The sequence below is a fragment of the Flavihumibacter sp. ZG627 genome (assembly GCF_000814325.1).
Taxonomy (GTDB): domain Bacteria; phylum Bacteroidota; class Bacteroidia; order Chitinophagales; family Chitinophagaceae; genus Flavihumibacter.
In genome coordinates, this window is record NZ_JPHF01000009.1 from 123363 (window position 1) to 140435 (window position 17073).

At 46.6% G+C, this 17073-nt stretch carries 17 protein-coding genes; 10 read left to right on the plus strand and 7 right to left on the minus strand.

Features of this window, described 5'->3' with window-relative positions; genetic code table 11:
• Positions 1–90 precede the first annotated feature (90 nt).
• A complete protein-coding gene (locus tag HY58_RS15600; protein ID WP_039134029.1) occupies positions 91–1371 on the plus strand; it encodes an amidohydrolase family protein in 1281 nt (426 codons plus the stop codon).
• Here HY58_RS15600 and HY58_RS19555 read toward each other — a convergent pair.
• The 5 genes from HY58_RS19555 to HY58_RS15620 form a co-directional block, all read right to left on the minus strand.
• Entirely contained in the window at positions 1353–1526 is a 174-nt protein-coding gene (locus HY58_RS19555) for a hypothetical protein (RefSeq protein WP_156123720.1), read from the minus strand. The two genes, HY58_RS15600 and HY58_RS19555, sit on opposite strands and share 19 nt — an antisense overlap.
• Positions 1527–1546: 20 nt before the next feature.
• Positions 1547–1891: a hypothetical protein gene (locus HY58_RS15605; protein WP_039134032.1), complete on the minus strand. Its 345-nt coding sequence runs from the start codon at positions 1889–1891 to the stop codon at positions 1547–1549.
• A 233-nt stretch (positions 1892–2124) separates the two neighbouring features.
• Positions 2125–3303 carry a low specificity L-threonine aldolase gene (locus HY58_RS15610; protein ID WP_039134035.1) on the minus strand — a complete coding sequence of 393 codons (1179 nt, stop codon included), beginning with the start codon at positions 3301–3303 and terminating at the stop codon, positions 2125–2127.
• A gap of 54 nt (positions 3304–3357) precedes the next feature.
• Complete coding sequence (locus tag HY58_RS15615; RefSeq protein ID WP_039134038.1) at positions 3358–3642, minus strand: hypothetical protein; 285 nt, start codon at positions 3640–3642, stop codon at positions 3358–3360.
• 54 nt (positions 3643–3696) lie between these two features.
• Entirely contained in the window at positions 3697–4170 is a 474-nt protein-coding gene (locus HY58_RS15620; protein WP_039134041.1) for an Hsp20/alpha crystallin family protein, read from the minus strand.
• Positions 4171–4384: 214 nt separating this feature from the next.
• Between HY58_RS15620 and HY58_RS15625 the strand changes: the two genes are divergently transcribed.
• The gene (locus tag HY58_RS15625) at positions 4385–5338 is read left to right on the plus strand and encodes a hypothetical protein (protein WP_156123721.1); all 954 of its coding nucleotides are present in this window, start codon (positions 4385–4387) and stop codon (positions 5336–5338) included.
• Between the two features lie 12 nt (positions 5339–5350).
• Here HY58_RS15625 and HY58_RS15630 read toward each other — a convergent pair whose 3' ends face one another.
• The gene (locus HY58_RS15630; protein WP_039134047.1) at positions 5351–5815 is read right to left on the minus strand and encodes a hypothetical protein; all 465 of its coding nucleotides are present in this window, start codon (positions 5813–5815) and stop codon (positions 5351–5353) included.
• An 88-nt stretch (positions 5816–5903) separates the two neighbouring features.
• Here HY58_RS15630 and HY58_RS15635 point away from each other — a divergent pair, with 88 nt between their 5' ends.
• Both HY58_RS15635 and HY58_RS15640 read left to right on the plus strand, forming a co-directional pair.
• Entirely contained in the window at positions 5904–7178 is a 1275-nt protein-coding gene (locus HY58_RS15635; protein ID WP_039134050.1) for a Gfo/Idh/MocA family oxidoreductase, read from the plus strand.
• A gap of 24 nt (positions 7179–7202) precedes the next feature.
• Positions 7203–10040: a DUF1080 domain-containing protein gene (locus HY58_RS15640; RefSeq protein ID WP_039134053.1), complete on the plus strand. Its 2838-nt coding sequence runs from the start codon at positions 7203–7205 to the stop codon at positions 10038–10040.
• Between the two features lie 73 nt (positions 10041–10113).
• Here HY58_RS15640 and HY58_RS15645 read toward each other — a convergent pair whose 3' ends face one another.
• Positions 10114–12615, minus strand: coding sequence for a family 20 glycosylhydrolase (locus HY58_RS15645; RefSeq protein WP_052324203.1), 2502 nt, complete (start codon positions 12613–12615; stop codon positions 10114–10116).
• A 187-nt stretch (positions 12616–12802) separates the two neighbouring features.
• On the opposite strand from HY58_RS15645, the gene HY58_RS15650 reads away from it, so the two are divergent.
• The 6 genes from HY58_RS15650 to HY58_RS15680 all read left to right on the plus strand — a co-directional run bounded on the left by HY58_RS15650 (position 12803) and on the right by HY58_RS15680 (position 16990).
• On the plus strand, positions 12803–13135 hold the full coding sequence (locus HY58_RS15650; protein WP_039134057.1) for a helix-turn-helix transcriptional regulator: 333 nt from the start codon (positions 12803–12805) through the stop codon (positions 13133–13135).
• Positions 13119–13619: an SRPBCC domain-containing protein gene (locus HY58_RS15655; protein WP_052324204.1), complete on the plus strand. Its 501-nt coding sequence runs from the start codon at positions 13119–13121 to the stop codon at positions 13617–13619. Before HY58_RS15650 ends, HY58_RS15655 begins: the two co-directional genes overlap by 17 nt.
• Positions 13620–13701: 82 nt before the next feature.
• Entirely contained in the window at positions 13702–14391 is a 690-nt protein-coding gene (locus HY58_RS15660) for an alpha/beta hydrolase (protein ID WP_052324205.1), read from the plus strand.
• A 154-nt stretch (positions 14392–14545) separates the two neighbouring features.
• Positions 14546–15013 (plus strand): cupin domain-containing protein, encoded by a 468-nt coding sequence (locus HY58_RS15665; RefSeq protein ID WP_039134061.1) that lies wholly within the window; start codon positions 14546–14548, stop codon positions 15011–15013.
• A 46-nt stretch (positions 15014–15059) separates the two neighbouring features.
• The gene (locus tag HY58_RS15670) at positions 15060–16193 is read left to right on the plus strand and encodes a family 20 glycosylhydrolase (protein ID WP_039134064.1); all 1134 of its coding nucleotides are present in this window, start codon (positions 15060–15062) and stop codon (positions 16191–16193) included.
• A gap of 206 nt (positions 16194–16399) precedes the next feature.
• A complete protein-coding gene (locus HY58_RS15680; RefSeq protein ID WP_039134070.1) occupies positions 16400–16990 on the plus strand; it encodes a hypothetical protein in 591 nt (196 codons plus the stop codon).
• The last annotated feature ends 83 nt before the right edge of the window (positions 16991–17073 follow it).

Sequence of the window (17073 nt, forward strand, 5' to 3'; positions counted from 1 at the left end):
ACCAAAAATCTATGCCATCACTATGGATCTTTCCAACCCCGGAACAAAAAAAAGGTTAGTTTTTAATTAAGTTTGATAAACTCCCCTTTTATGCGTGCTATCACCTTATTCATGCTTATTCTGATGGTTGCCGGTAAACCACTTCATTCCCAAACAAATAAGGCCGCAAGCATATACCTTCTTGAACCCGACAGAGTATTTGATGGCGAACAAATGCAGGAGGGATGGCAGGTACTGGTTCGCGGAAATAAAATTGAAGCGGTTGGCGTAATAACCAATATACCCCGCGAAGCAATCAGGATCAACCTGAAGGGCAAAACGCTTTTACCCGGATTAATTGAGGGCCATAGCCACCTCTTCTTACATCCTTATGATGAAACCAGTTGGGATGACCAGGTACTCAAAGAGTCGCGTGCAGAAAGAACTGCGAGAGCAGTGATGCATGCGAAAGCAACACTGATGGCGGGATTTACAACGGTGCGCGACCTTGGAACGGAAGGAGCAGCATACGATGATGCCGGACTTAAAAACGCTATTGAAAAGGGTATAATACAGGGTCCCCGTATGCTGGTGGCAACAAAAGCAATTGTGGCGACCGGCAGCTATGGTCCGAAATCAGATGTTACCGAACTGCAATTATTAAGAGGTGCCGCTGAAGTGGGAGGCATGGAAGAATTGTCAAGGGAAATAAGAACACAGATCGGCAACGGGGCGGATCTTATTAAGCTGTATGGCGACTATCGCTGGGGAAGAAACGGTGAAGCGGCGCCAACATTCTCCCTGGAAGAAATTACCAGAGCCGTAGAAATAACCGGGGGCAGCGGACGCAAGGTTGTGGTACATGCTACTACTCCCGAGGCCATGCGCAGGGCCGCAATGGCTGGTGTATCTACCATAGAGCATGGTGATGAGGGCACCCCTGAAGTATTTGCATTGATGAAATCAAAAGGGGTTGCTCTCTGCGCAACCATTGCTGCCGGAGAAGCGTTGTCTGAATACAAAGGTTGGAAGAAAAGCGAACCTGCCCCTCAGCGCATCATTGAAAAGCAAAAGAGTTTTGCCGCCGCGTTGGCATCAGGAGTAACTATAGTTATGGGAGGAGATGTTGGAGTATTTACCCATGGCGATAATGCCCGTGAAATGGAACTGATGGTGGACTATGGTATGAAATCACTTGATGTGCTTCGGTCGGCCACATCCGTAAATGCAGACGTGTTCGGTATTAATTATGAACTTGGAAGAATCAGGACTGGCTTATTGGCAGACATCATTGCCGTAGAAGGCAATCCAGCCATTAACATTTCAGCAATAAGGAAGATCGTACTGGTCATGAAAGATGGAGTATTATATACTCATAACCTGTCGCGGTGATGAAGATGTTCCTCCCTTTGTTCTTCAACAGCATCTGAAGGACTCGAGTCAAAATACTTTTTCCTGTCGCGTTTGTTCTTTATTATCAACGCAACAACCAGTACTATCGTTACCAGGATGGTAATGATGATGATGAGAATATTTTTGCTTGTCATGATCAAATCATTCGCAAAACTTAATTATTGAGATAGGAGATCAGTGACTGGCGCGACCATTTTGTTGTTGGCTCTATCCAGCTGCATTTATGATCATGAATTGAAGTAACCAGCTCCCATCCCGAATTGCGAACCTGTTGTAATGAAGCTGCATCACTCGCCATTGTTGTTCCGATCTCAGCAAGTTTTTCTCCTTTCAATCCATATACGGCACCATTAAAACATTTACCCTTATAAGTACCATGTGAATCAAAAACACAATCCCCCAATATAATGCCCACCGTTGAATGCGCTACAGGATCGAGAATGATATGCTGCTCCACAAATGCCTGAACTGAGCCTGCCTGGTTTACTAACGCTTTCATATCCTGATTTTCCTTTTCAAGGTACTATAGCATCAGGAGGCTTATGTTAAGTTGGGGTTATTTTATTATTAAATTTTAAGCCCTCCTCTTCTCATCCTGTTCTTCCTGGAGTATTGGAAAGCAGGTCTCCAAAATTGTTTACAAAACAAGCTGGCCTATTAAGCAGCAGAAAAAAATCAGGGGAACAAGGCTTTTTATAGCTCATTAAACGAAAAAAAGAGGGCTACAAGTATTCACGTGATGCTTTTACGGAAAGCATTGCCAATGAATGATATATCCTGGTAAAGTAAGGTCTCATTGAATGTTATCAACGCCTGGCTGGCTCCTTCAGGAAATCCCATCTGGATATTGAATTCTTTATACAAGCGGTTACGCATGTGCCGGCCATTCAGATTCTTTGATAAAGTTATTTTGTAAATATTGGTGCCGCCATCCAATGGAGCAACGTTTACACCGGCTATCTTATTGAGTTCAGCGGTCAGCTCTTTCGTTCTCGTTATTGTCTGTTCCATGCGGGCTTCAAAACCCTCAAGCCGGTGCAGGGCCATCGCTGCATTCGTCCAGTTACCATAAATATTTCCACCATGTACCTTAATGAGCTCTGGCATCTGGTCTATTATGGCTTTGGGCCCGCACAATATAGCCCCGCCACTCGCACCAAAGTATTTGTACAGGGAGATATAGACAGTATCAAAATAAGCGGAATACTCTTTCACCGGAATCCCTTTCCAGGCTGACGCTATAAAAAGCCTTGCCCCATCAAGATGTAGGGGGATATTATTGTCGCGACAATAGCTGCTTATTTTTTTTATCTCATCAAACGGAAACACACGTCCATCCGTTCTGCGGACAGGATTTTCAATTGACAGCGCGCCTATTTCTCCACCATAGGCCTCATCAGTTTTGATTGCAGATATTGTTTCCTTTAACTGCTCCAGGTTAAAATATGTTTCGCCCTTTGCCAATGGTATCAATCTTTTGCCGAAAACAGATTGGGCCGCATCTGCCTCATCCCGGTAAACATGGCTGGTTTCCTGTAATAAAATTTTTGATTTCTGACCACTCAAAACAGCTATTGCCAATTGATTGGCCATGGTACCGCTGGGCATAAAAATTGCCGCCTCCTTACCCGTGAGCGCCATAAATTTCTTTTCGAGTTCTGTTACTACTCCTCCCACTCCATACCTGTCTTTTACAAGGGCGGTGGAAGCATGCGCTTTCGCCAATTCAGCGATATAATCGCCGGGCTCAAACATTTCTCCATCACCGAAAAACTTAATCAGCTTCTCAGGCTTGGGGGCCGATAAATTGTTGTCAGCAACAGCCGCCGCTGCATTGGTAAAAGGAAATATGGCGGGCAAAAGTCCCAGGCCAGATGTCTTTAGAAAAAATCTTCTATGCAGGGATTTCATTTGGGGAGCTTATGCTTCAAATATAATTTAATTAAGCTCCCTGAAATGAATGAATTAATCCTCCAGGTTGAATAAACGGAACACCTCTTTGGTAATGATCCTGCAATTTTCGGAGAGCTGGTCGAGGGTGCAGGTGATCATGTCTATGTTTACCGGCAAGCCTGCAACTGTTTCCCGGAATTCCAGGTAAAGCACATTCGATTCATCCACATCAATTCCTTTTAACTGACGGAAAATTTGTTGTGCATTGTGCCGGTTATTGCCAATATAAAACCGGGCGAAGCTTTCCGGTCCTTCGCTGGTTTTGAGATTAATTACGATATAAAATTGCGTTTCCAAACTGGCTTTTTTTCAGAAAAATAAGGGTGGGATCACATTTCCCACCCTCATTATTTACTTCACTTCAATATTACGGGAAAGCTTTTTTGAATTTTCGTTTTTAGGTAATACGAGGTGAAGGATCCCATCCGTATACGTTGCTGAAATCCTGTTGATATCAACCATGTCATTCAGCGTAAAACTGCGGGAAAAGGATCGCTGTGTGAACTCTTTGCGAACCCAGCCAGCATTTTCATTCTCCTCTTTCTTCTCAGCTTTCTGCTCAAAAGAAATGGTGAGCATGTTGTCGTTAAGGTCAATATTAAAATCTTCCTTACGACATCCGGGGGCCACAAGATCCAGTTCATACTGCTGTTCTGTTTCCTTTACATTCACAGGTATGCTTCCACTTGACATCGGAGGCATCCCCTGCTCAAAGAAACTGTCGTCAAAAAAACGACGGAGACTGTTCTGGAAGATGTTATCAACTACACTTCCAAAAGAAACGGACGGATTACCGTTTTGTCTTTTTGCAACTGCTGTTGTCATAAAACCTCCTTTTTTTGTTATAGTGCGAACAAAGAAAATACCAAACTAAAAAGAACCGAAAAAATGACAAGCCTTTGCCAGAATTTCTTGTCATTTTTTCAGTATAAAGGCCCGTTGGTCGACATTAACAATAGTTTGCATGGCCATCTCTTGCATGGCCGATTATAATTTTCCATTTTGTTGGAGCGTTATTGTTGTACCCTAAATGCACCCCATGCTAAAACATCTACCCCATGTACTGGTATTTGTTGTATTTCTTTCCGCCTGCGCCGCAGTTACAAAGCAGGAACCAGTTACCCAATCAATTGCTACCAATCCATCAGAACCAGTTATTGTTTCAGAACTTCCTGTTACTGACTCAACAGCCCTATCCCTGGTTGAACAGCCTCGTTTTGAAGATGGCTCTTTTGCATTAACTCCAGGATTTTATGAAGCCGAGTTCAAATCTTATTGTCTCGAACCCGGCACTCCGGATCCATCCCGTAATGACGCTTATTTTTTGTCAGCCGCAGGAGGTGGAAGAAAAGAATATGTGGAGACCATTTTAAGAAACTCTTATGATGCACCTAACATCGATCAAAAGCATATCCAGTTATTACTCTGGGCAGTGGTGAGCAAAAAAGAATTCAGTAAGCTTCCGGGCGATGTACAATCAACCGGAAGGCAATTACTTAACTCAAAGCAAATTTTCGAGTTGAATGGTGGTATGATGGGGATGGTCAAAACAGTTGCTACCATGATACCATCTTCAGGCGGAAATGATATCCGCAAATTATTTGATATCGGCACACAATCATATGAAGCATATGAACGTATAGCGGTGCTGAGGGAGCCATCAAAGATAAGTCGCCCCAGCTTCAAACTCAATCAGTGGTACCAGCATCCGGAGGGATATTACCTCCGCTATTACCCTGAGTCTTACAAGAAAACCAGGATACAGGTTTATGTTCCGCAAAATGCACAGCCACTGCCAGATAGTTCAAACTTTGTAATGTTTGACCCGGCCAGTATGGTGATTGCCCCTGCCAATTCCAATGCGCAGAAACTCGGAATAGGTGCACCGGTTATTGAAGTAGTTAAGTCGGTGATAAAAATCATTGGAAATGAAAAACGTCAGCCCCGTCAAAAAGAACCAACAGGCAGGCAAAAGCCCATTGCAGGCACCTGATAACGGAAATGGCTAGGGCATGAATTGCCAGATAACGCGCACTTTGCGTGGTTGAGGTAAATTGCGCTCACGGATTTTCTTCCTGGCATAATTGATCCTTTCCTGGATCAATGTGTCGGCCAGCAACTGCTGAAAGTAGGTTTCAGTTTCTTCCGTAAGCTCTGCTGCCAGTTGCTGCACAGGGGGTGAATACTGGTTGCTGCTATACATAGAAAGTTTGGAAATACATTTTGAATACCATCCTTTCATTTCCTCAACCCTTGATAATAATTCTTCGCTGTCAATTTGTTGTAAGGGGATTTTTTTTATTGCCCGGGCTGCATCTCCCAGTTTTCCAACCAGCGCCTGCTGCTCTGATTCAATGGCATAGAGGTTAACTGTGTTGTCTTCGCTATACCATGATGAAGTGTAAACGGGATACTGTTGGGCCAACAGGGTCAGGGGCTGGAGTAACAAAATAAGAAGTGCGTACTTCATGGTAATAAGTTACGGCAATCAATTCGGTTTTCCAACAGCGTTACAAGCAATAATTCTTAACTTAAGCGCGCAAAATCATTCTTTACATATGTCAAGCCAACTTACCAATTCGCGGCGGCGATTCCTCAGGAATACCGTCGGTACCATTGCTGCCTTTACGATTGTTCCCCGCCATGTTTTGGGCCGGGGTTTCCTTGCCCCCAGCGATACGCTTACCAAGGGTGTGATTGGTGTGGGATCGATGGGGCGCGGCCATTTTGAATATGCCGGTACCCGCACCGTTGCCGTTTGTGATGTAGATACACGTCATATCAAACTTGCCCTCGATGCCCTCGGCGGCGGAAAAGGGATCAAAACATTCCGCGATTATCGCGAACTGATCAACCTGCCTGAGGTAGATATCGTGCATATAGCCACCCCGCCGCACTGGCATGGGATCATGGCGGCAGATGCCGCCCGTGCAGGAAAGGATATATGGTGTGAAAAACCCATGACCCGAACCATCGGTGAAGGGAAGCGGGTGGTGGAAGCCGTTAAACAGCATGGCCGCATCTTCCGGCTCAATACCTGGTTCAGATTCGAAGACAATTTCTACGGAATGAATACTACCGTTAAGCCCATCAAGAAACTGGTGGACAGCGGACTACTCGGATGGCCACTGAAGGTGACCGTGAGTAAGCATACGGGGTTCGACTGGAAATTCTACTGGGTAGGAAAAACTGACCTGCCCTTGGATCCTGTTCCGCAGGAACTGGATTACGAAATGTGGCTGGGGCCTGCGCCTTTCAAGCCCTATAGCGCCCACAGAACCCATACCACCTTCAGGGGGTACTGGGATTATGATGGTGGCGGACTCGGCGATATGGGCCAGCATTATATTGATCCCATCCAGTATTTCCTGGGTAAGGATGACGACTCACCCATCCGCGTGGAAGTGGACGCCCCCCAGCAGCATGATGATGCCGTAGGTACCTGGCGCCGCATTACCTATACCTATGCAGATGGCTGCCAGATTGTTCTGGATGGAGATGGAAGCCTGGAAGGGGCGGCCTATGTAGAGGGACCAAAAGGAAAACTCTATAAAGGATTCAACTGCACTATTCCTGATATTGAAAGGAAACTCGCGGCATTCCCTGACCCGGCACCCGTTACAACAAACTTTGTGGATGCCGTTAAGAACCGTAAGAAGTTTGCCCTTAATGAAGAGAATGGGCATCGTTCCTGTACCATTATCAATATTGGTAAGGTGGCCCTGCAACTGGGCCGCACCCTCCATTTCGACCCGGTTCAGCAGGAATTCATAAACGACGAGGGGGCAAACCGGTTGCTGAACCCACCCATGCGTGGCGCCTGGTCTATTTAATCCATTCAACTTCGAAAGAATATCATGAAAAAGATCATATTATCATTTATACTGGCCGGTGCCCTTTTCGCGCCTGCCATAGCACAAACCGACCAGCAGCGGACCACCCCAACCCGGATCGCCGACCTGCTGGCTAAGACCCCTGCCGATGATTCGGCACAGCTTATTTATAATGCCAAAGAAGTTGCTGCTCTGGGCACCGACGGACTGGTGGAGATGGTAAAGCAATTGAACCAGGGGGGCGATAAGAGCCGCCTCCACTATGCTATCAGTGGCTTCAGTTTTTATGCAACCCAGGAGGGCCGGGAAGAGTGGCGGAGCATGGCCACTACCGGTTACGGTAAGAGCCTCAGCCAGTTGACCGACCCGGTTGACCAGCAGTTCATCATCACCCAGCTTGAAATGGTGGGTAAGAATGATGCCATCCCCTACCTGCAGGGCCTGTTACGTAATGACCGATTGGTTGATGCCGTATCGAGAAGCCTTGCAATCATCGGCAGTCCGGAGGCGCTGCAAACCATCCATAGCGCCATGGGTGCTGCAGCGGGTGCCAGTCGCCTTGCGCATGTGAAGGCCTTGGGATATGCGGCCTACCAGCCTGCTGCTCCCGCGATCCGTCAACTGCTTAGTTCAAATCCGACAGACTCGGTTCTTCAAAAGGCAGGGTATTATGCCCTGGCAGCAATAGGCGACCCGGCATCAGAAAGCCTGCTGGCCGCGGCGGCCCGTAAGGAAGGATTCCGTTTCACCAATAATGGCGCAACGGCGGCCTACCTGCAATGGCTGGGAAAGCAACCCGAGGGCAATACCACTACCAAAAAGCTCAGCGGACTGCTGGTAAGTCTGCAGCAACCCGAACAGCTTGCCACCCGCATCGCTGTTTTGGAATTGCTTACAAAAAAATACCCTGCCGGTGCACAACAGGTTTTGCTGAATGCGCTTAAGGATAAGAATATTGCCTATCGCCAGGCTGCACTGCGATTTGCGAAACCCGGCATCACGGCAGCAAACTCATCAGCATGGTTAAAATCATTCCCTTCCCTGGCACCCGCTGCCAAAGCGGAGCTGGTAAATGCTTTGGCCGATAAAGGCATAGCTTCAGCGGCGAGCCCTGCACTCCAGCTTCTTCAAAGTAAAGATGCTGCCATTAGGAGCAGCGTGATGAATGCGGCGGTTAAGCTGGCCCCCAATAAGGCTTTACCTGTTTTGGGAAAGCTATTACAAACCGCCGATGCTACAGAGGCCAACGCTATCCGCAATGCGCTATTGCTGGCTGATGGCAAGGCTGCCGTTGAAACTGCAACTTCGGCCATGGCAACAGCTTCACCGGCGGGTAAGGCAGCAATCATCAGTATACTGGGAGAAAGGGCGGTATCGGCGCAGGTTCCAACCGTTTTACCCTTGCTAAATAATGAATCAGCAGAACTAAAAGAAGCGGCGGCCACGGCATTGCCTAAAATGGTAGTGGAGGATCAACTGCCCCAGCTCTTCCCACTCCTGGCAGCCAAAGCTACTGGCAATGAGTTAGCGCGCAGGCAGGATATTGTTACCAGTGCCCTCAAAGGCATCGCGGACCCTAACCAACAGGCAAGCCAGCTCCTCGCAGCTTATCGCAGCGCAGGCGCCGAACAGCAGAGTAATTACTACCGCGTGATGGCGGCCATCGGAACGCCATCCCTCCTGGAGGAATTGTCTGGCGGATTTGATAAGGCGAGTCCTACCGCCCAACAGGCGATGATCCAGGCCATGGCCAACTGGAAAGAAGGAGCAGCTCTTGAAACACTGTTCAACCTCTCCAAAAAAGAATTGAGTCCGGCGTTAATGAATGCTGTTATAGGCTCCTTTACCCGCCAGCTTTCCAACAGTAAAGTAGCTGATGAAAGCAAGTACAGCATGATCCGTGAGCTGATGCCAAAAGCAACATCGGTTCCCATGCAGGCTGGATTGCTGCGCGCGCTGGGTAATATCCCGACCTATCCTTCGCTGTATTATACAGCCGAATTTTTGGATAATGCCTCCCTGAAAAATGCTGCCGCATCATCCGTTATGAATATCGCGCTGGCTAATAACCAGTTGAAAGGTGAGCGTGTTCATGCATTGCTGGAGAAATCAATGGGAACCATCTCGGGTGATGAAAGTGAATACCTGAAAGCGGCGGTTCGCAAGCATATGGCCACCCTTCCCAAAGAGGACGATATCGTGAAGCCATTTGTTCTGCCAGAGACGGAAAAGCAGGAGGGATTCAAGGTGCTGTTTGATGGCAGCAATCTCGATGAATGGATCGGTAATAAAACCGCCTATGTTGTTGAGGATGGTAAGCTGGCCGTTTACCCGAAAAAAGGAGGGGATGGTAACCTGTTCACCAAAGACCAGTACAGTGATTTCATCTACCGCTTTGAATTCAGGCTTACTCCCGGTGCCAACAATGGCGTGGGTATACGCGCTCCGCTGGAAGGCGATGCTGCCTATGAGGGAATGGAAGTGCAGATCCTGGATAATGATGCCGAGATCTACCGCAACCTGCAGCCTTACCAGTACCATGGATCAGTATATGGCGTGATGACAGCAAAAAAGGGCCACCTGAAACCGATTGGCGAATGGAACGAGGAAGAGATATCCCTTATTGGCAACAAGATCAAAGTGACCCTGAACGGAACCGTTATACTGGAAGGTGATCTTGAAGAAGCTTCTGCCAGTGGAACATTGGATCATCGTGATCACCCCGGACTCAAACGCAAAGCCGGACATATTGGTTTCCTGGGCCATGGCGATATACTCTATTTCCGGAATATCCGGATAAAAGACCTCTCGGTTAAAGAGGATCCATCATCAAAGAAAAAGAAGAAGAAAAAGAAAAAATAGAGCTGTTCAAAATATAGGTGCAAAGAAAAGAGCCGGCATCGGCTCTTTTCATTTTTTATAAACTGCGCTTATACTAAGGCGTGGGGATTATACAGGTGAACATCCACTTTACGGGGTTCTGCCAGTCGGACCCCTTGAATGATTTGACCGGCAGTTTAACCAGGATATCATTCCAACCCTTTTTAAGATCAACCATGATGGGTGGACGATAATAATAGTCTTCATCAACCAGGGGTGATTCAAGAGATCCCTTTCGTCCAGCCCTGCTCCAAACCGGCGGGGGAATCAGCTTACCATTGATGGAAATAGAAGAGCCCCTGTAATCCCACTGCTGAGCAGGTGGTGAATTAGTGGCCATCGACCTGCTGAGGTTATCAAAGCCAATGAGAAATGGTACGGATTTGTCCTCTACACTGTAAACACGCGTGGTTGCGATAACGGTTGAATTTTCTTCCGGTTTGGGAATATGGCCATCAATCAAAGGCGTCCACCAATGACGAAGAACGATAGTGCCGCCGAGTGCTTCTCCCAGTTTCGTTTGTTTACCATCTTTTTCTACACGGAGATCCCATTTCCAACCTTCCTGCTTCCAGTAAGGGAAGGGCATTTCAGTAAAATACTGTTGCTTATGATCAAGCAGCCGCTTTTCAAAAGCAAAGAAATGCTCTGCTCTTTTTGAATTGGGATCACCGATCCGGGTGGTCCAGCCTTTCTCGCCGCCACCCCGCCAGGAGCGCTCAGCAAAGGCCAACATAGATGGATAAACGCCATTAAAGAGCAGGTGATCTTCTTCGCGGGCAATGCGCCTGTCGTTCCACACACATAAGATTGCACCCATCATCTGGTTGTCTTCTTTGAGGCGATCACCCAGTTGACGGTGGAATATCGTGACCACCGATTCCAGCGGATCGATATGGTTGAGATAGAGATGGCGTGAGTCGAGATATCGGTAGCCTTTTTCGATTGGCGCATCTCCCATCCATAATTGCCGGATGGTGCTGGCGGGTACATTTCCCCCGGGGCTCCAGCCGATGGTTTTTACCCCTTTCTCCTCCAGCAGCTTGACCATCTCCGGAAGGAATCGATCATTGGTGATCTTCACTTCATCACCACCAATATGCATATAGGGAAAGTGGAAACTCTCCACCAGTTCTTCCAGGATCAGCTTTACATGGCTCATGCCTTTTTCCGTTTGCATATTGGTATGCAGGGCTCTTTCGAAAGCGGCACTATGGCCGGGCATATCAATTTCCGGCACTAATAAAATATGCCTGTCGGCACAATACTCAACCAGCTCCTTCAATTCAGCTTTTGAATAATACATGCCCGGGTCGCGGGTCATATTGCTATCGGCTGTAAGCTGGGGATAGCGGTCGATCGCAATCCGCCAGGCAATATCTTCGGTGAGGTGAAAATGAAAGATATTCATTTTGTAACTGGCCATCATATCGATCTGCTCTTTCAGCAGTTTCATCGATTGATAATTTCTTCCCACATCAACCATGAAACCACGCCAGGAATAAGCCGGCGAATCAACAATATGGCAATTGGGGATATATGCGCCATCACGTGCCAGTTGCTTCAGGGTTTGCATTCCGTAGTAGATACCCCCTGGTGAAGGCGACTCCAGCAAAATGCGGTTATCCGTTACAGTTAATGTATAAGCTTCGCTGCTGTCATTTCTTTGCGGCGATAATCGCACAAGAAGGGAAGGTTCAGCAGAAGCTGTTTCATTACCAATTATAGTAGCCGGCTTCATCGTTTGAAATAATGATTGCAGCGGGGCAAGTTCTTTGACCAATTCTTGCTGACCAACAACTATTCTCTTCAGTTGATAGATGGGGAAGCGACCCTGCTGCCAGTTAACGGAGCGGGGCATGGGAACAAGGGATGGCTGCTGCTGCAGGCCATACACATAGGGCCAGAGAATATGCTTCCAGAGCAGGTATGCATCACCGGTAAGATGGAGGCCGTCGTTGGTAAACCGGCTGCCTAGTTTGCCATCCTTGTTGGTAAAATGCGGGAGGAGATCAATATAGCTGAAGCCGTGTTTTTCAGCGCCGGCAGCCAATGCTTTATTGATAAGGATGATGGTGGCTCCCTTGTTAGTATGTTGTTTAAAGCCGGGGAAACTGTCATTTACCGGCAGCAGTCCCTGCACATAAAGTTTAGTGGCAGGAGACAATATCCTTATGCTATCAGCAATATGGAAAATATTGCGGATGACAGAGTCGGCAGAGATATTCCGGGCCAGATCATTAACCCCGATAGATAAAAAAACCTTGTCGGGCTTGCTGGCAATAACCGACCTCACACGATTTAAAACACCAGCGCTGATATCGCCACTGATACCCATATTCATGATCTTGACATGGGGAAAAAGCTGGTGCCACTCTGCGCCGTCAGTAATACTGTTCCCAACAAATACAATACCCCCGTGATTACCGGTCAGCGTATTGAAATGAGATTCGCGCTGCTGATAATAAGTGCCGAAACGCGGGGCTGTTGGATTAGTCTGGGAGAAGAGACCAATGCCCGAAAGCAATATCAGTAGAATTATATATAATCTGGCCATAGCCCGAATATAAAATATGTATGACATAATTGGAACGGGGTCAGGAAGCCTCCCGCAGTGAGAACGTTTGCGTAATTTATGGAAAGAAAGGTAAAAATAAATTTGCGCAACTGAATGGTTGCGTGTATATTTGCAACCAGATAGTTGCGTATAGTACCAGCAACTACAACTCTAAAACCGAAGACAGATGAAGCGTGATGTATTCCAGGCCATAGCCGACCCTACCCGGCGGGCCATTCTTACCCTGCTTGCCGTACAGGCGATGACACCCAATGCCATTGCTGAAAACTTTAACAGCAGCAGGCAGGCCGTGTCAAAACATATCAGGGTACTGGCCGAATGCGGATTATTAAAAGAGGAACAGCAGGGAAGGGAGATATATTATCATTTTAATGCTAAAAAAATGAAAGAGATCGATAAATGGATGGAGCAGTTCCGGCATACCTGGGAGAAGCGTTTTGATAAACTCGACATTGTTTTAAACCAAATAAAATCCACGAAAAATGATCAGCGTAGATAAACTGCAGGTGGTCAAAGACCTGCCAAACAAGACCATCCGGATCACCCGGTATTTTGATGCCAGCAAAGAACAGGTTTGGAGAGCCTGGACGGAACCTGCCCTGCTCGACCAGTGGTGGGCACCGGAACCATGGAGGTCAGAAACAAAGAGTATGGACTTCCGTGTTGGGGGCCGCTGGCTCTATGCCATGGTGGGTCCGGATCAATCCAGGCAATGGTGCATGGTGAATTATACGCGGATAGAACCCTTGAAAGTTTTTGAAGGCGATGATGCTTTCTGTGATGAGCAGGGGAATTATGCTACCGACATGCCAAAAATGTACTGGACTACCAGTTTGGACAAATCGGAAAACGGCACCCTTGTTACGGTAGATGTTCGCTTCGACTCAGATGCTGATCTTCAGAAGATCGTTGAAATGGGCTTCGAACAAGGTTTCACAACCGGTCTCGACCAACTCGAAAAGCTGCTTAAGAAAACAGCCTGATCCTATATTTTAAACTATCACCTGCGCGGAGTGCAGACCGCTCTCTGATGCGCAGGTGATTTTATGTAAGCGTGCTTGCCTATTGAAACTTTATGCATCCTCGCTTTCCTACATCATCATCCTAACAGGTATCCTTTCCCTGATAACAGGATGGGCGCTCCATGCTACTTTCCTATTGACTATTGCCTCCTATAACGTTTTGATCTACTCCATAAATTTCCTTCTGACCACCCGCGCACCTCAAGATTCAACCGGCTTTGAAAGCGCCTTCGGTACCCATTACGATACCCGCATCAAACCGGAACAGCGGAAATTATTCCTTTCATCGCGAAAAATATTCATGCTGCCATGGGGTGCTGAACCACGATTGACGAAAGACCTGCCCTTTGCAACAATAACGGAAAGTGGAAGGAAAATTTATTGTGATCTCTGGAGGCCGTCTGAAACAATAAAACCCTCCGGACTCGCATTTATTTTTCTACATGGGAGCGCGTTTTATTTTCTGGATGAGGACCTGGGAACACGCCCACTCTTCAGGCACCTTGCTTCGCAGGGTCACCTTATTATGGATGTTGCCTACCGGCTGGCCCCTGAAACAGATATTATGAGTATGGTACATGATGTTAAGCGTGCCATCCATTGGATCAAATCAAACGCCGCCCAATATCAGATCAATCCCGACCGCATCGTTGTTGGAGGTGGTTTTGATGCCGTTTCATCAACACATTCGACTATCTATGATATGGAGCGATTTCTGTCTTTGATGGTTTGAAATAGACCTTTGCCATTCCAAATAATGTTCTGAACTTTAAGTATCACTAACAGAGTACCCTCATCGCACATCCAGCACCCGCCTGATTCATACCTCTTAATTCCCGCACCTTGGTTTGTTTAATTGACATCCTTCAATTTTAAAAATACAAATCATGAACCTAATCAAAAAGGGCATTGGAAAAATGGCCATGCTTGCTGTTTCATTCCTGGCAGGCTGTAACGATTCCACTACTACAACAGCTGAAAAAGATGCAGACACCAGCGTTATAACCTCAACTAGTAAAGCCTCCACCATGCCGGCCTACGATCCGGCCAAAGACCCTGTTCTGATTGGGGGTGCAGCTATCAAAAAACTTTCCGACAGTTTAAATATCAAGATGTATGAGTTTACAGTAAAGCCAGGTGAATCATGGTCACTGCATGATCATCCGGATCATACTGTTTATGTGCTGGAAGGTGGAAAGATCTCCCTTTATATTGCGGGATCCGGTACCCAGGAAATGGACCTTCCTACTGGCATGGGTTTCGTAAGCGGTGGAATTTCTGACTCAGGTAGAAATATAAGCAAGAACACTATAAGAATGCTGGTTCAGGATATTTATAGGCCAAGAGGTGAATAAATGTTGTTGTTGTTTAAGTGGTTGGCAGTAATGATTATCTTTAATCATGAGCAAATTACTTCTTGCATTGTTGCTAACGCTGCCGTTTATTTTCACCGCTAATGCACAAACGAAAACATTGCCCGCTGATAAGAAGCCACTAACATCCCCACAGGCTATTGATAGTGTATTGCCAGTACGTGGACTGGCAATTGCAGCGCCCTCAGCAAAAAGACTGGATGAGTTCGTTCGATTCATAGAGCAGGAACTGGCACCGGGCCGCATCAATCTCCTCATACTTCGGGTGGATTTCAATTATGCGTATGAAAGCCATCCCGAGTTAAGGGATTCATTCCCGCTCACAAAAGCCGATGTGAAAAAAATTGTTGCCGTTGGAAAGAAGCATGGAATAAAGATCGCGCCACAGATCAATTTATTGGGTCACCAGAGTTGGGCAACAAAGACCAATGCGCTCCTACGCGTGTACCCTGAGTTTGACGAAACACCGCATGTAGATACCAAAAATTATACGGGATGGCCTAACGCAGATGGACTCTATTGCAAAAGTTATTGTCCCCTCCACCCGGGGGTTCACAAGGTTGTATTTGCATTGGCGGATGAGATAATGGATGCCTTTGAAGCGGAATGGTTTCATGCCGGTATGGATGAGGTCTTCTATATTGGAGATGATAAATGTCCACGCTGCAGTGGCAGGGATAAGGCCGAATTATTCGCGAATGAAGTGACGAAGATCCGCGAACATCTTGCTGCCAAGAACCGCCGGCTGATGATTTGGGGAGATCGTTTGATAGATGGGAAGACTACGGGTATCGGTATGTGGGAAGCCAGTATGAACAATACGCACCGGGCGATAGATATGATTCCGAAAGACGTTTTCATATGCGACTGGCATTATGAAAGGCCAGATGCTACTGCGGTTTATTTTGCTATGAAAGGATTTTCAGTAGCTACCTGTCCATGGCGCAAGCCTGAGCTGGCGTTGCAACAGGTGGCGGATATGAAACGTTATCGCGAACAGGCAACAAAAGCAATGAAACCAAGGTTTGAGGGCATTATCGCAACGGTTTGGTCGGGTGCAGATCGTTTCCTTGACAGTTATTACAAGCCTGATCTTGAAAAAGAAACAATATCTGATGCACTCACGCTTAAGCGGCTGATGCAGGAGTTCAGGAAGTTGTAAACACAGGAGGATGGTACTGGGGATGGAACCTGGTACCCTCTATTTCTTGCGAGTTCCGGCAGCTGGTAACCTGCTTTTTCGACTGCAGGATTTTCTTACAATTCGCAAGTGGGATAGGACTCTATATGCGCTGGATGGCTGTGTTTTCCTGCCTGAATTTGATTATACCAAAGGATTTTATACATTGGTAGTTTAAACCAATTCATATGAGGCGCCTTACCCTGATAGCCCTGTTAATCATTACCAGTTTTACCGGTTATTCGCAACAGTATAAAAAGACGATCGAAAAGCAGTTCCTCACCTATACCAACCATCTCATAGAAAAAGATTTTAAGGGAGCTTGTAATTATATCATTGAAGATTTCTTTAAAATAATTCCAAGGGATCAGTTAGTACTGATGATGGAGAAAACCTTCAATAATCCCGATATTGAATTTGCCATTGATTCTCCCAAAATCATAAAGATTGAAGACAGCAGGAAATTCAACGCAAACGACTATGCGCGATTACAATATTCCAACCTGCTTCGTATGAAATTCATAATACCAAAAGAGGATGGCGAAACAGTTTCAGAAGAAGAGAAAGAAATGACCACCAGCCTCACCAAAGCAAATCTTGAAAAAACATTCGGCGATAGCAATGTAAGATATGATGCTGCAACGGGTTATTTTACCATATTCAGCATTAAGGATGTGGTGGCAACTTCTGCCGACGGTGAAAAATGGAAGTTTGTGGTGGTGGAAGAAAAACAGAAGCCCATACTAAGCAAATTCCTCCCTAAGGAGATGCTCCGCTAAATTTAAACTCCCTTCAAATACTATAAAATCATGAATTTCTCTGTCGATAGATCCATGGAGTTCCTCTAAAAAACTCCGGCAAG

Excerpts from the sequence above, each read along its gene's own strand:
- HY58_RS15600 (WP_039134029.1), top strand. The coding sequence starts at position 91 with ATGCGTGCTATCACCTTATTCATGCTTATTCTGATGGTTGCCGGTAAA.
- HY58_RS19555 (WP_156123720.1), bottom strand. The coding sequence starts at position 1,526 with ATGACAAGCAAAAATATTCTCATCATCATCATTACCATCCTGGTAACG.
- HY58_RS15605 (WP_039134032.1), bottom strand. The coding sequence starts at position 1,891 with ATGAAAGCGTTAGTAAACCAGGCAGGCTCAGTTCAGGCATTTGTGGAG.
- HY58_RS15610 (WP_039134035.1), bottom strand. The coding sequence starts at position 3,303 with ATGAAATCCCTGCATAGAAGATTTTTTCTAAAGACATCTGGCCTGGGA.
- HY58_RS15620 (WP_039134041.1), bottom strand. The coding sequence starts at position 4,170 with ATGACAACAGCAGTTGCAAAAAGACAAAACGGTAATCCGTCCGTTTCT.
- HY58_RS15625 (WP_156123721.1), top strand. The coding sequence starts at position 4,385 with ATGCTAAAACATCTACCCCATGTACTGGTATTTGTTGTATTTCTTTCC.
- HY58_RS15630 (WP_039134047.1), bottom strand. The coding sequence starts at position 5,815 with ATGAAGTACGCACTTCTTATTTTGTTACTCCAGCCCCTGACCCTGTTG.
- HY58_RS15635 (WP_039134050.1), top strand. The coding sequence starts at position 5,904 with ATGTCAAGCCAACTTACCAATTCGCGGCGGCGATTCCTCAGGAATACC.
- HY58_RS15640 (WP_039134053.1), top strand. The coding sequence starts at position 7,203 with ATGAAAAAGATCATATTATCATTTATACTGGCCGGTGCCCTTTTCGCG.
- HY58_RS15645 (WP_052324203.1), bottom strand. The coding sequence starts at position 12,615 with ATGGCCAGATTATATATAATTCTACTGATATTGCTTTCGGGCATTGGT.
- HY58_RS15650 (WP_039134057.1), top strand. The coding sequence starts at position 12,803 with ATGAAGCGTGATGTATTCCAGGCCATAGCCGACCCTACCCGGCGGGCC.
- HY58_RS15655 (WP_052324204.1), top strand. The coding sequence starts at position 13,119 with ATGATCAGCGTAGATAAACTGCAGGTGGTCAAAGACCTGCCAAACAAG.
- HY58_RS15665 (WP_039134061.1), top strand. The coding sequence starts at position 14,546 with ATGAACCTAATCAAAAAGGGCATTGGAAAAATGGCCATGCTTGCTGTT.
- HY58_RS15670 (WP_039134064.1), top strand. The coding sequence starts at position 15,060 with ATGAGCAAATTACTTCTTGCATTGTTGCTAACGCTGCCGTTTATTTTC.
- HY58_RS15680 (WP_039134070.1), top strand. The coding sequence starts at position 16,400 with ATGAGGCGCCTTACCCTGATAGCCCTGTTAATCATTACCAGTTTTACC.